Below are 13,417 nucleotides of genomic sequence, written 5' to 3' on the forward strand. Positions count from 1 at the left end.
AGAAAACATGTTGTTATTACACTAAAAACCCCCGCTCACAGAACATGAGCGGGGGTTGCTTTATGGATCAATCTCTTTTGTCGTCTTTCTTATCGAAGAAGTGATTCACTTTACGAGAAACATCGTCAGCGAAATCCTCTACTTTGTCTTTGGCTTTGCCGTAGTTGTTTTGGGCTTTGCCTTTCAATTCTTCGGAGTCATCCCCCGTAAGTTTGCCTTTTGTTTCGGTTACTTTACCTTCTACACGATCTTTGTTTGTCATCGTCAATGCTCCTCTCTTCTTTTCTATACTTAAATAGTAGCACCAACGAGGAGAAAGTACGAATGATTTGCATGCCTATTTCATGATACACAAAAGACAGCCTAAGTTATGTATCATAGGCTGCCTGATCGTCTCTTGATTTATTTCCGTTTCTTTTTCTTCTTCTTTTGTTTTTTGACCATGCGGTTCATTGCCATTTTGCCTAGTTTCCCTTTGACACCGCCGCCGAACATTTGGTCCATTCCTGGAATGTTCATATTGCCTTTGCTCATTTGCTGCATCATTTTGCGGGATTCTTTGAACTGTTTGATCATTCGATTGACTTCAACCACACTATTACCTGAACCTGCCGCGATCCGGCGGCGACGGCTTGGATTCAATAAATCTGGGTTTTCCCGTTCCGCTGGGGTCATTGAATAGACCATGGCTTTTTGGCGGGCAATTTGTTTGGGATCGACTTTGACATTTTCAATTCCCGGCATTTGACTCATACCTGGAATCATTTTCAACAAGTCTTCGATTGGTCCCATGCCCATCACTTGGTCGATTTGCTCAACGAAGTCGTTGAAATCGAAGGAATTTTCCTTCATCTTTTGTGCCAGCTCTTCGGCTTTTTTCTCATCATAATCTTGTTGGGCTTTTTCAATCAGGGTCAGCATATCCCCCATACCCAAGATACGACTAGACATCCGATCTGGATGGAAGACTTCAAGGTCAGTCAATTTCTCGCCAGTACCGGTAAATTTGATTGGTGCCCCAGTGACTTGACGAATAGACAGTGCAGCCCCACCACGGGTATCGCCATCTAATTTGGTGATCACGACACCAGTGATGCCTAATTGTTGATTGAAGCTTTCCGCAACGTTGACCGCATCTTGCCCTGTCATCGCATCGACCACCAGCAGAATCTCATTTGGCTGTGCCAAGTCTTTGATTTGCTTCAATTCGTCCATCAGCTGCGTATCGATGTGCAGACGTCCAGCTGTATCGATTAGGACGTAATCATTTTTCTTTTCTTGCGCCACTGCCAACCCTTGACGGACGATCTCTACAGGGCTCACATCCGTACCCATATCAAACACAGGTACATTCAGTTGTTGACCCAATACTTTCAATTGGTCGATCGCCGCTGGTCGATAGATATCCCCTGCGATCATCAACGGGCGAGCATTTTCGGTCTTCATCAAATGATTGGCTAATTTACCAGCAAAGGTCGTTTTACCTGCACCTTGTAATCCTGCCATCATGATGATTGTCGGGATTTTCGGTGATTTTTCGATACCGACTGTTTCTGAACCCAACGTTTTGGTCAGTTCTTCATCCACGATTTTGACGATTTGTTGAGCTGGGGAAAGACTGTCTAATACCTCAACACCGATTGCCCGTTCACGGACATTCTTGGTAAATTCTTTGACGACTTGTAAATTTACGTCGGCTTCTAGTAAAGCCAAACGAATTTCACGCATCATTTCTTTTACGTCAGCTTCAGTCACTTTGCCTTTGCGGCGCAATTTGCTCATTGCCTGCTGGAGGCGATCTGTTAAACTTTCAAATGCCATTTTTATTCATTCCTTTATTCTTCAATTTCTTGGAACTGTTGGATAAACCCTTGCAATGTTTCATCTTTTGGATAATGGGTTTGTGTATAGTCAGTCAGTTGCTCAAGCAACGCTTCTCGCATAATGTAATTAGAAAACAAATGCAACTTTTTTTCATAATCTTCTAAGATGCGTTCCGTCCGCTTGATATTATCATAGACAGCTTGACGGCTGATTTCGTATTCTTCAGCGATTTCGCCTAGTGAAAAATCATCTCCGTAATACAATTCCATGTAATTCATTTGTTTTTCTGTCAGCAATGTGGAATAAAATTCAAACAATGCATTCATTCGATTGGTTTTTTCAATTTCCATTTGCTTCCTCCAGGCTTTCAAGCCACTCGACGTCTGACATCACTTGCATGCCTTGTTGTCGAAAATAAGCACTAGCAACACCTACGCCGGCTTTTTTGATACCAGAAAACTGACCATCATAAATCATCTGACTGCCGCAGGATGGGCTTTTTTCTTTCAATATCAGCTGATTGATACCAAGTGCTTGCAGCTTCTGATAGGCTACAATTGCGCCTTCTTTGAATTGCTGGGTGACATCTTGTCCTGAAACAGTCATCACGCGCGCAGCTCCTTGCCAGACAGTGACACCGTCCCCGCCTATGATTTCAGCCGGATCTCGAGGAATCGGCAAGCCGCCTAAGACTTCGGGACAGACCATGATCGCGCGTCCTTCTTGTACCAGTGTCATCAACTGAGACACAGATTGACTTTTCCCGTCATAGCGACATAACGCACCGCCCAGACAAGCACTGATTCCAATCATACAAACCCCTCAGCTTTCTATGAAATCGTCCTCTATTATAGCATTTATTTGACCGATACAATAGTACCAATTCTCTATTCGTGCTAAAATAGGTCTTGTTTATTGAAAATGATTCGTTTCTGATGAGAAACAAAAGGAGCTCGTATGAAAAAAATTCTCGTTGTGGATGATGAACCATCGATCGTCACACTTTTAACGTTTAATCTAGAAAAAGAAGGCTACCGGGTGGTTGCGGCAGCCGATGGCAAAGAAGCCTTTGAATTGGCGGTTGCGGAGCCATTTGATTTTATTATTTTGGATGTGATGCTGCCCTCGATGGATGGCATCGAAATCACCAAAAAATTGCGACAGGAAAAAGTTGACACACCGATTTTGGTATTGACTGCCAAAGATGATCCTATCGATCGGATCTTAGGGTTAGAAATTGGCGCCGATGACTATTTGACGAAACCATTTAGTCCAAGGGAAGTTGTGGCACGAATCAAAGCAATCTCCCGCAGGTTGGAACCAAGAGGTGTCCGTGAGGAAGATCAACCTGCCGAAATGCTCCATGTTGGGCAAATCCAAGCAGACCTCACCAATTACCAAGTGTCTGTCGCTGGAAAGAAAATCTTTTTGACGCCGAAGGAATTTGAACTCTTGGTGTACTTTATGAAACGCAAAGGCCGCGTTATCGATCGCGATACTTTACTTAGTCGGATTTGGAATTTTGACTTTGATGGGCAGAGCCGGATCGTCGATGTCCATATCAGCCATCTGCGGGAAAAAATCGAAACAGATCCGAAACAACCAAAGTATTTGGTCACCGTCCGCGGCTTCGGTTATAAATTTCAGGAGCCGGAATGATGAAAAAACGCTTCAGCTATGGCATCTGGGCCACGATCTTACTGGTTATTTTTGTGCTTTGCTGGCAATTACTGAGTAGTTTTTATCGCCAACAAGTCATCGCACAACAGGCTGATTTTTTAGAAGAAAAAGCCTCGATTTTTCTAAATCTCTCACAAACCCAAACAGATACGTTGCAGCAGTTTGCGGATGCCTACGTCCAAGACAGCAACAGCCGGATGACGCTCATGGATGCGCAAGGTGTCATTATTTATGATACCTATGATCACACTTTGCATGAAAACCGCTCGGATCGGCCAGAAGTCAAAGCGATTTTGCGAGGCAGCACTGTCGGCCAATCCCTCAGAGAAAGTGATACGCTGCATGAAGAATTGCTCTACGTTGCGGTAGCCATCAAAGAAGACGGTGCACTTACGCAAATTCTGCGGATCGCTGAACCGACAGCGGCCTTTTTTGCCAAAAGTCAGTCGATCGAACAATCGATTTTGCTGGTCTATGTTCTCTTTTGCATGTTTGTCAGTATGCTGATTTTCCACACATTGCGCCAAAGGAATCGGCCAGTCCAAACAATATTACCTGTGCTCAAAAAAATGATTTCTTCCCCAGATCAGCAAGCCATTATCATGCAAGAAACACCTGAACACGATGAATTGTATCAGATGATCAATCAACTAAGCGAACAGATGAGCCAAACCTATCGCGCCTATGCCGCTTCGGAGGCCCAACTATATGATTTATTAGGTGAATTGATGATTGGTGTCTTCATCATTGATGCGGAGGATCGTTTACTTCTGCTGAACCCAACCATGCAAGATCAATTAGGCATCAACACGCTGCCACCCTTGCCGGTACCATTTACCGAAGTGATCCATGATACCCAGTTGATCCAATTGATTTATCAGTTTACAGAACATGCACCTATTTTGCATGCTGAAACGACTATCAGTCATGATCGTCCACGTGTATTGGATGTCACGCTGCGTTCATTCCAAGAAAACCAACTGATTGGCTTAGCCTATGATCTGACAAGGATTCGACAACTGGAAAAAATGCAGAAAGATTTTGTCGGCAATGTCTCTCATGAATTGAAAACACCTGTCACCTCTTTGATTGGGTTTACAGAAACGTTACTTGATGGCGCCAAAGAAGATCCTGAAACGTTGCAATCTTTTCTGGAGATCATTCAAAAGGATGCCCATCGTTTAAAAAATCTGATTCAAGAAATTATCCAACTCTCCAAAAACAGCGACTCTTTTGCTTATGAAGAGCAGTCCATCGATATTGCAGAACTCGTAGCAAGTATTTGTCAAAGATACTATTCTCTTGCGGAGCAAAAACAACTGGTATTCGCTATTCATGGTCCAGCGCCATTGATTATCACAAGCAAATTGGAATTGTTGCAGCCCATCCTCAAAAATTTGATTGAAAATGCCGTTACATATGCCAAACAAGGCGGTACGATCACGCTGTCTTATGATATAGCTGAGGGTCAGTTGGTCTTACAAGTGGCTGATCAAGGTATCGGGATCGCGGAAGAAGATCAGGAACGCATTTTTGAACGCTTCTACCGTGTTGACAAGGCTCGCGCCCGCAATTCTGGCGGCACTGGTTTAGGATTGGCGATCGTCAAAGATTATACAACGATTTTGGGTGGCTCAATTGCCGTAGACAGCTTCCCCAACATTGGGACAACCTTTACGCTGTCCTTACCCATAGCAAATGGAAAAACCACGAAGCAGACATAGATTGTGTGCTTCGTGGTTTTTGTATTGGTTAGCAACGCATAAGATCAAAAGGCTTATTTGACTTCTTTCGTTCCGTTGGCATTGATATACCCGTACCATGTTCCCTTACTGTCATATAGTGAATAGTAGGTACTGCCGTTGAAATGATGGTAATAGACTTTGACTTGGAAGGTTTGGCCATATAGATTGTTGCTTTTATTTTTTTCTTTCCAAGAAAAATTTTGCCAGATCGAATAGTTTTTGCTGGTGATTTTGACTGATTTGTTGCTAGAGATTGCGGCACCACCAGCATTATTTGCAGTTTTTGTACCAGTAGCATTGATATAGCCATACCACTTGCCTTTGTTGTCATACAATGAATAATAGACACTGCCATTCAAATGCTCATAGCGCACTTTCACTTGAAATGTTTGATTGAGATAATCCTTGCTAGATGCCTTTGATTTCCATGAGAAATTTTGCCAGATCGAATAATTACTGCTTTTGATCGTCACGTAACGACCATCACTGACAGCTGGCCCTTGATTTCCCTGAATAGTGAGTTTGCTCGTTGGGATATACCCAATCCAAGTGCCCTGCATGTCATAAACTGAATCATAAACAGTCCCGTTGAAATGACGGTATGTCCCGGTGACTTTGTAGGTATTTTTTAGCATGGCGGCTGTGACTTTGGTGGTTTTGTTGAAACTGAAATCACGATAGATCGTATCTTGTTGTTTGAACTTCACATAGGCAGTCTTTGCTTGCCAATTCCCCTGAGGGCCACTTGCGACTTTGGTGCCGCCGGCATTGATGTACCCGACCCATTTCCCTTGATTGTCATACAATGAATAATAGGTACTGCCATTCACGTGCTCATAGCGGACTTTGATCTGCAAAGTTTGCCCTAGATAGGCTTTTGAATCGGCTTTTTTGGTCCAAGAAAAATTTTGCCAGATTGTATAATTGTCTTTGGTGATGGTTGCATAACGCCCATCTGTAATGGCACCGCCTTGACCTTGACTGGTAAAGTAATTATTATAATCAGAATTCATATCAAAGGTGCCGGATATACCTGGAAACGTCACATTATAAGTCCATTGCCATGCACTATATTCTGTATGTTTTTGTGCCACAGGTTCATAGGGATACTGTGCAATCCAGACTTTATTCTTGCCTAAAGCATCTGGGTCAATCACTTTCTCTGTGATCCACGAGATACCGATGTAATGATGAGTATTGGTATAACCTTTCGCTTTTATCCGGTTTTCAAAAACTTTTGCCAATGCTGTGTGATCGGCCTTGTTCTTGATACTGGAATCTTCATAGTCATTGACCATAAGTATCGATGTTGGCAAATTCAGTTTTTTGGCATAATCAACAAAATAATCTGCTTCGGCTTTGGCGCCACTTTCAGTGGTGTACCAACTGTAATGATAAGCATGTACGATCAACCCTGCTGCTTTGGCGTTGGCAATCTGTGAAGCGGCCAATGGATTTTGATAGGACGTGGACTCAGTCAATTTGACAACGACTGCAGATACACCGTAACTTTTGATGATCTTGAATTGGTCGACACTGATCAACCCATTATGAGAAGAAATATCGATAAAATCTTGACTAGGCGTTGTGGGATCACCGGCTTCGATATACGGAACTGTCGCCGCCACACGTGCCGTGCGTGCTAGACTGACCTTGATATCGGAACGATTGCGATAGGTCGGATCTAATCCTAGACTGAAATCATAATAGACTTGCTCTTCCGTCTCTTCTGTTTCTTGTGTTTCGCTTGAAGAAGATACTTCCGTTGTATCGCTAGATGAGGCACCTGTTTTTGAACTGCTTGAAACACTTGCTGACGTGCTGGTTTCAGCTGTTGCGGTACTGCTACTGCTGGAGCTGTCGCTGCTTGGTGCAGATTCTGTTTCCTGTGTACTAGTGATGACCGCTGTTGCCGTTTGACTGCTTGACGTCTCACTGCTTGTTTGTGTTGTTTCAGCATATGTACCAACAGCACCTAAAAAGAATACCGCTAAAGCCATTACCCCGATTTTTGTACGATTCATTTTACCTCTACTCATGTGTTTCCCCTTTCAAATACCGTTACTACTATTCTACAGAAAAAAATGAAAAAAAACACAAAAAAAAGCCATTTATAGGCTTTTTTTGAATCATTATACCTGGGCTATACCAAATACTTTGTTAAACCCCACCGCAACATGCTGTGTAGAAAAATTTGGTTCGAAAAAAACATTGATGACTACACCTGATTGAGGAAAATAGCCTTTTTTCTCTTTGTTTTTGTTGTATTGACTGATCGTAAAGATCTCGATATGCCTATATGTCATCCTGTCGCTCCTTCTAAGCATACCTGATGCTTGCTTAACTGCGATAGAGGAACAGTCGACAAATGCATAAAAAGCGCACCTTCTCTTGGGAGAAGATGCGCTGGGGGCGCTATATTTATTCGACGTTGGTTACATCGCCATCAACACTGCGTTCGACTTTCATTTCAGTGATTGGCAAGTAGCCTAGTTCTTTGACCGCACCTTGTTGGACATCATCCGTCAAGATATAATCTAAGAATGCTTGGACATTGGCATCTGGTTCGCCATTGGTGTACATATGTTCATAAGACCAGATTGGCCATTGATTGTCTGCAATGTTTTCAGCAGTTGCTTCCACACCGTCTAATGCCAATGATTGGATCGTGTCATCTAGATAAGACAATGCAAGATAGCTGATCGCACCTGGTGTTTCAGCAACGATTTTGCGTACTGTACCAGAAGAATCTTGTTCTTGTGTTTGGATCGTTTCAGCACCATCCAGACCCCATTTTTCAAATGTTGCACGGGTTCCACTGCCTGACGCCCGATTGATCACAGCGATTTCTTGATCCGCTCCGCCTAATTCTGACCAGTTGGTCACTTTGCCGGTAAAGATATCAATCAAGTTTTGTTTAGTAATCTCCGTTACACCGACTTCTTTATTGACGACTGGCGCCATCCCTACAACAGCGACCTTGTGGTCAACCAATTTGCTGGCATCGACACCGTCTTTTTCTTCTGCAAAGACGTCAGAATTACCGATAGTTACAGCGCCAGCTTCAACTTGGCTCAATCCAGTACCACTGCCTCCGCCTTGAACTGTAATGGTATAGTTGGGATTTTCAGATGAATAACTTTCACTGGCTGCCTCAACCAAAGGCTGCAATGCAGTTGATCCTACTGCTAAAATTTCTACATTTTCTGTTGCAGCGCTACCGGAAGAAGCCGATCCGCTGGCAGCTTGACTGCTGTCGGTGCTGCCACCGCTGCTGCCACAGCCTGCTAATAATAATCCTGTTGCAAAAAATAAAAGTCCCAATTTTTTCATTCGATAAATCTCCTTTCGTTATAGGCTAAGTGTAACAAGTCGATGTAAACCCTTGATAGATTTCATGTAAAGAATCATGCGTGTTGTGTAAATCTTTTGTAAAGAACAGCGCGTTGTTGGTGTCTGTTGACTGTCAACTAAATGAAAAAAAAGAAGAGCATCTGCTCTTCTTACTGATGATCAGTGACGTACGCTGTTAGACGGTTCATCGCTTCCACTAGATTCTCCATGCTGGCTGCATAACTCAGTCGGACATAGCCTTCTGCTTCTGGACCAAAGGCAATACCTGGAATAATCGCCAGTTGATTCTTTTCTGCCAAGTCGACACAAAATGCCATCGAGTCTTGGATAAAGCCGGCAGGGATTTTGGCAAAGAGGTAAAAGGCGCCTGAAGGTTTAGCGATATCAAAACCTAGGCCGGTCATTTGTTCAAATAAGTAATCGCGGCGGGCACGGTAATCAGCTTTCATGACTTCTGCATCATTGATGCCTTCAACCAATGCCCGAACAGCTGCTTTTTGGGAAATCGTTGATGCGGCGGTGACTAGATATTGATGGACCTTGATAATTTCGGCAGTCAATATTGCTGGGGCAAAGATAAAGCCGACCCGCCACCCCGTCATGGCATGGGATTTTGATAAGCCATTGATCACGATTGTCTGCTCACGTAAATACGTGGCAATCGACACATGGGGTTCATCATAAGTCAATTCCGAGTAAATCTCGTCACTGATCACAAAAACAGGATATTTTTTCAATACATCTGCTAATGCTTTGACTTCTTCTTTTGTATAAACCACACCAGTTGGGTTACTTGGGTAATTCAAGATAACGGCTTTGACTTGATCCCCATGCTCTATTAGCGCAGCTTCTAAGACTTCTGGTGCCAAAACGAAATCATTATCAGTGGTATCTAAGTAGATAGGTGTGGCATGCGCCAATGTGATGACCGGTTCATAACCAGGATAGATCGGTGCTGGCAAAATCACTTTGTCCCCGGGTTCTAAAGTGGCCAATAACGAAGCAGAAATGGCTTCCGTCGCACCAATCGTGACCAAGACCTCGGATTGATAATCATAGTCTAATTGATATTTGGTTTTGAGAAATAAACTGGCTGCTTCTCGCACATCGGCAAGTCCTGCCATCCCTGAATAATGACTGAAATTTTGTTCAATCGCTGCTATACCAGACTGTTTGACGTGCTCAGGTGTATTGAAATCAGGCTCTCCTAGGGTTAACTTCAAAATATCCGGAATCGCGGATACCCGCTCATCGAATTGACGGATCAAAGATACTGCTATGTTGTAAACTTCTTTATTAAAACGTTGACTGACATCTGCCATGCATGATCACTCCTTTGGTGTAAGCAATTGAATCGCTATTGTGGTTAATCCTACCATAAAATCTTGGTAAAATTAAGCTGAAAAGGACACTTCACTCAACTATATTTTGTATTTGCATATTTATAAACAAACGAAGGAGAGTCAAATGTTTAATGACCACACCTAACTATTAGAAGAATATCAACAAGCATTTCATCAAAGCGACACCGCGTATCGTTGTTTATTTTGCACGATTTCATTCAATTGATCATTTTATGTGTGATTGCAGCGCGCTTTGCTTCCGATAAAAACTATTCTGAAGCTGCCGTTAATGATATATTGAAGCAATCAATCACCGATTATGTCACCCTCCGACGCTATTTGATTGAATATGGGTTCATGAAACGGACAAAAGACGGAAAAACTTACTGGCGCAACTAAAAAAACAACACGCCTCATTTTCACGAGGCATGTTGTTTTTTTAGTGTCTAGCACAGGTGTTCTGTATCGCTATTTATTTTTCTTTCAAGAAAATTTTCTTGATGATCAATTTATCAAACAATTGGGTTTGGTTGTCTTGCTCGCCAATCACTTCTGCGGTGATTGCCTTGCCTTCTTGTTTTTTCCTCAACTGATACATGATCTTGCCAGTTTCTTTCAACTCGCTGATCATATCAACGACGCCGCCAAAACCCGTTTTACGGGTAATAAATCCTAATGCGACCATCCGCTCATCTAAGTTCTTTGCCGAAATGCTGGCGCCAGTGATCAACGCTTGACGCATGATATGCAGAAATTCTTCCAAACCTTCGACTGCCGGCTCTTCGACTTCTTCTACCATCGGTCTGGCCCGCAGATCGTGTAATTCTTGTAGTAATTTCTCGTATTGTTCTTGTGTCAACATGACCCCCGCCACTTTTTCACGATTGAATACATAGACGGCTGTCCCGGCTTCTCGCGCTTGATTAAATACATCCATCGGAGATTTTTTTACTTCGGTGATCGAAGTAGTGGGAACATCCAACTTCTTCAGTTCCATAATCAACGTCCTCCTTGTTCTCAACGCATTCATTATAGCATAAAGTATCATGGAGGTTACACAAGATTTTGGCAGTGTACATGAAAGCTGTGTTGAATTTTAGCTACTTGACAACACTCACTCTGTTTCTTTTTTGATTGAGAGTGTCATGGCATTGATTGCAACGATAATTGTACTAAGTGACATCAAGATTGCTCCCACCGCTGGGTTCAACAAGATTCCCCACGGTGCCAAGACGCCTGCAGCCAATGGAATCGCCACAATATTATAGCCAGCCCCCCACCAAAGGTTTTGGATCATTTTACGACGGGTTTCTTTGGCCAAAGATAAGAAATGCAAAATATCTTTGGGATTGCTGTTGGTCAAAATAACATCAGCCGAATCGATTGCCACGTCAGTGCCTGCACCAATCGCAATACCGATTGTTGCTCTGGCTAAACTTGGTGCATCATTGATGCCATCGCCAACCATCACTACGCGTTTGCCTTGTGTGACATAGGACTTAACGAGCTGTTCTTTGTCCTCTGGCAAAAGTGCGGCGTGGACTTCTTTGATGCCCAAGTAATTTGCGACAGCCTCAGCCGCTTCTTGGTTGTCTCCAGTTGCCATAACAGGCGTGATCTGCATCTCATGCAACGTTTGAATAAAGTCGCTGGATTCATCCTTGATCTGATCGCCTAACGCGATGATTCCTTCAAGTGCACCCTGATGCACCAAATAGCTGATGGTATTGCCTTGTTGTTTGAAAGATTTGATTTTGTCCTCAGGTGCTGTCAGATCAAGTTTTTCTAACCCTTTTTGATTGACGATCTCCCAAGTTTCTTGATCGATCACCCCAGACAACCCAATGCCAGCCTTTGATTGGATGTCATGAGCTTTTTTTGGCGAGATCCCTTCTGCATCAGCTTTGGCTAAAATCCCTTCGGCAATTGGATGATTGGCAGTCTTCTCCAAGCCCGCAAAGGAGGCAAGTACCTCATTTTTTTTCATGGCTCCTGTTGAAACGACAGCTGTGACTGCGAATTGTCCTTGTGTCAAAGTACCTGTTTTGTCTACGATCAATGCGTCGACCTCATGGGCATTTTCTAATACTTGACGGTTCCGCAGTAAGAGACCGTTTTTGGCGGCAATCGATGTAGAACGAGCAATCACTAATGGAATCGCCAAGCCTAGCGCATGGGGACATGCAATCACAAAGACGGTCACCATTCTGTCAAAGGCAGTTGGCAAATCTGAGAGAACGAGCCAAACCACAAATGCACCGATCCCGGCTATCATTGCGACATAAAACAACCACTTAGCGACTGTATCCGACAATACCTCTAATGTTGACTTGTCGGCTTGCGCACTGCGTACCAATGCCATAACTTTGGCCAAATAGCCGCTCTCTCCAGTGCCAGTTACTTCGATCACGATTGACCCATTGCCGTTGACAGAGCCGCCAATCACGGATTGACCGCTTTTTTTGGTGACCCGTTTGGACTCCCCAGTAACGGCGGATTCATCAATCGTGGTTTCGCCTTCAAGCACCGTGCCATCCGTCGGTACCTTATCACCCGCACGAACAATCAACTGATCCCCCGCAGCAACTTGATCCAGGGGCACACGTTCTTCCCCTTGGGCTGTTTTGCGTGTGACCTCCTTAGGCAATAGTGCTGCTAGCTGTTCAAGCGCATTCCCAGCATTCATCACGGCATTCATTTCGATCCAATGCCCCAACAACATGATGACGATCAATGTTGCCAATTCCCAGAAAAAGTCCATCACATGCGCACCGGTCAAGAAATGATTGGCCACAAAGGCATACAGACTATAAAAATAGGCGACACTGATCCCCATGGCAACCAAGGTCATCATCGCCGGCTTTTTTTGCTGCAATTCCATTTTGGCGCCACTCAAAAAAGGAGCTCCGCCATAGAAAAACAAAATCGTTGCTAACAACAAAACCAACCAGTCAGAACCTGGGAAAGTAAATTGAAAAGGCAAATCAACCCCCATCATTGGTGACAAGAAAATGATCGGTATCGCTAAAATAAGCGAAAGCCAAAATTTTTGTTTGAAATTGCCCATATGCATACTGTGGTCCATACCACTCATTTCATGATGGTCATGTGTAGACATGTGTCCGTGATCCATATGCTCATGATCCATATGATGGTGGTCCATCATAGCGTGGTCTTCTGTTTCTTTTCCCATCCTATACAGCCTCCTATTTCTTACTATTTATCCACTATCATCTGCGTGATATGCTATCGAGCAAGCGCACCCGTATACCCGGCATCAGATACAGCTTTCAGGAGCATATCTTCTGTCACTTGCGTTTCATCATATTTGACTTTGCTTTTTGCTTTCTTTAAGTCAACCTTGGCTTTTTTGACACCTGGCACTTCAGTCAACGCTTTTTCTACTTTGGCTGCACAATGGGCACAATTCATTCCGCTGATCGTCATGATTTTTTTCATCTTTGATTCCTC

General features: G+C 43.5%; 13 protein-coding genes and 1 pseudogene. 3 read left to right on the forward strand and 11 right to left on the reverse strand.

Annotation, left to right across the window (positions count from 1 at the left end; all coding sequences use genetic code 11):
• Positions 1–67 precede the first annotated feature (67 nt).
• From A5886_RS11635 to A5886_RS11650, 4 genes are all read right to left on the reverse strand, one after another.
• Entirely contained in the window at positions 68–262 is a 195-nt protein-coding gene (locus tag A5886_RS11635) for a CsbD family protein (RefSeq protein WP_086275284.1), read from the reverse strand.
• Between the two features lie 140 nt (positions 263–402).
• Positions 403–1,821: a signal recognition particle protein gene (gene ffh / locus A5886_RS11640; protein ID WP_086275285.1), complete on the reverse strand. Its 1,419-nt coding sequence runs from the start codon at positions 1,819–1,821 to the stop codon at positions 403–405.
• A gap of 14 nt (positions 1,822–1,835) precedes the next feature.
• Positions 1,836–2,174 (reverse strand): putative DNA-binding protein, encoded by a 339-nt coding sequence (locus A5886_RS11645; protein ID WP_086275286.1) that lies wholly within the window; start codon positions 2,172–2,174, stop codon positions 1,836–1,838.
• Positions 2,164–2,637 carry a 2-thiouracil desulfurase family protein gene (locus A5886_RS11650; protein ID WP_086275287.1) on the reverse strand — a complete coding sequence of 158 codons (474 nt, stop codon included), beginning with the start codon at positions 2,635–2,637 and terminating at the stop codon, positions 2,164–2,166. Before A5886_RS11650 ends, A5886_RS11645 begins: the two co-directional genes overlap by 11 nt.
• Positions 2,638–2,781: 144 nt before the next feature.
• Between A5886_RS11650 and A5886_RS11655 the strand changes: the two genes are divergently transcribed.
• Together A5886_RS11655 and A5886_RS11660 are read left to right on the forward strand one after the other, a co-directional pair.
• The gene (locus tag A5886_RS11655) at positions 2,782–3,483 is read left to right on the forward strand and encodes a response regulator transcription factor (protein WP_086275288.1); all 702 of its coding nucleotides are present in this window, start codon (positions 2,782–2,784) and stop codon (positions 3,481–3,483) included.
• Entirely contained in the window at positions 3,483–5,228 is a 1,746-nt protein-coding gene (locus A5886_RS11660) for a sensor histidine kinase (protein ID WP_086275289.1), read from the forward strand. Before A5886_RS11655 ends, A5886_RS11660 begins: the two co-directional genes overlap by 1 nt.
• Before the next feature lie 53 nt (positions 5,229–5,281).
• On the opposite strand, the gene A5886_RS11665 is transcribed toward A5886_RS11660, so the two are convergent.
• From A5886_RS11665 to A5886_RS11675, 4 genes are all read right to left on the reverse strand, one after another.
• Positions 5,282–7,288, reverse strand: coding sequence for a GH25 family lysozyme (locus A5886_RS11665; protein WP_256926212.1), 2,007 nt, complete (start codon positions 7,286–7,288; stop codon positions 5,282–5,284).
• Between the two features lie 93 nt (positions 7,289–7,381).
• A complete protein-coding gene (locus tag A5886_RS15895; RefSeq protein ID WP_179190031.1) occupies positions 7,382–7,555 on the reverse strand; it encodes a hypothetical protein in 174 nt (57 codons plus the stop codon).
• Positions 7,556–7,670: 115 nt separating this feature from the next.
• On the reverse strand, positions 7,671–8,582 hold the full coding sequence (locus A5886_RS11670; RefSeq protein WP_086275290.1) for a phosphate ABC transporter substrate-binding protein PstS family protein: 912 nt from the start codon (positions 8,580–8,582) through the stop codon (positions 7,671–7,673).
• Between the two features lie 170 nt (positions 8,583–8,752).
• Positions 8,753–9,925, reverse strand: coding sequence for a pyridoxal phosphate-dependent aminotransferase (locus tag A5886_RS11675; RefSeq protein ID WP_086275291.1), 1,173 nt, complete (start codon positions 9,923–9,925; stop codon positions 8,753–8,755).
• A 252-nt stretch (positions 9,926–10,177) separates the two neighbouring features.
• On the opposite strand from A5886_RS11675, the pseudogene A5886_RS11680 reads away from it, so the two are divergent.
• Positions 10,178–10,345, forward strand: a pseudogene (locus tag A5886_RS11680) (DUF2087 domain-containing protein); the annotation flags it as partial.
• Between the two features lie 73 nt (positions 10,346–10,418).
• Here A5886_RS11680 and A5886_RS11685 read toward each other — a convergent pair.
• The 3 genes from A5886_RS11685 to copZ form a co-directional block, all read right to left on the reverse strand.
• Positions 10,419–10,943, reverse strand: a complete 525-nt coding sequence (locus tag A5886_RS11685) for a prevent-host-death protein (protein WP_086275292.1) — start codon at positions 10,941–10,943, stop codon at positions 10,419–10,421.
• A 117-nt stretch (positions 10,944–11,060) separates the two neighbouring features.
• A complete protein-coding gene (locus tag A5886_RS11690; protein WP_086275293.1) occupies positions 11,061–13,139 on the reverse strand; it encodes a heavy metal translocating P-type ATPase in 2,079 nt (692 codons plus the stop codon).
• Positions 13,140–13,192: 53 nt separating this feature from the next.
• Entirely contained in the window at positions 13,193–13,405 is a 213-nt protein-coding gene (copZ, locus tag A5886_RS11695) for a copper chaperone CopZ (protein WP_086275294.1), read from the reverse strand.
• Positions 13,406–13,417: the final 12 nt, after the last annotated feature.

It is taken from the genome of Candidatus Enterococcus testudinis (genome assembly GCF_002140915.1).
Taxonomy (GTDB): domain Bacteria; phylum Bacillota; class Bacilli; order Lactobacillales; family Enterococcaceae; genus Enterococcus_D; species Enterococcus_D testudinis.

Coding starts and splice junctions, on each gene's coding strand:
- A5886_RS11685 (WP_086275292.1), bottom strand. CDS start 10,943: ATGGAACTGAAGAAGTTGGATGTTCCCACTACTTCGATCACCGAAGTA.
- A5886_RS15895 (WP_179190031.1), bottom strand. CDS start 7,555: ATGACATATAGGCATATCGAGATCTTTACGATCAGTCAATACAACAAA.
- A5886_RS11670 (WP_086275290.1), bottom strand. CDS start 8,582: ATGAAAAAATTGGGACTTTTATTTTTTGCAACAGGATTATTATTAGCA.
- ffh (WP_086275285.1), bottom strand. CDS start 1,821: ATGGCATTTGAAAGTTTAACAGATCGCCTCCAGCAGGCAATGAGCAAA.
- A5886_RS11675 (WP_086275291.1), bottom strand. CDS start 9,925: ATGGCAGATGTCAGTCAACGTTTTAATAAAGAAGTTTACAACATAGCA.
- copZ (WP_086275294.1), bottom strand. CDS start 13,405: ATGAAAAAAATCATGACGATCAGCGGAATGAATTGTGCCCATTGTGCA.
- A5886_RS11665 (WP_256926212.1), bottom strand. CDS start 7,288: ATGAGTAGAGGTAAAATGAATCGTACAAAAATCGGGGTAATGGCTTTA.
- A5886_RS11660 (WP_086275289.1), top strand. CDS start 3,483: ATGAAAAAACGCTTCAGCTATGGCATCTGGGCCACGATCTTACTGGTT.
- A5886_RS11645 (WP_086275286.1), bottom strand. CDS start 2,174: ATGGAAATTGAAAAAACCAATCGAATGAATGCATTGTTTGAATTTTAT.
- A5886_RS11635 (WP_086275284.1), bottom strand. CDS start 262: ATGACAAACAAAGATCGTGTAGAAGGTAAAGTAACCGAAACAAAAGGC.
- A5886_RS11650 (WP_086275287.1), bottom strand. CDS start 2,637: ATGATTGGAATCAGTGCTTGTCTGGGCGGTGCGTTATGTCGCTATGAC.
- A5886_RS11690 (WP_086275293.1), bottom strand. CDS start 13,139: ATGGGAAAAGAAACAGAAGACCACGCTATGATGGACCACCATCATATG.
- A5886_RS11655 (WP_086275288.1), top strand. CDS start 2,782: ATGAAAAAAATTCTCGTTGTGGATGATGAACCATCGATCGTCACACTT.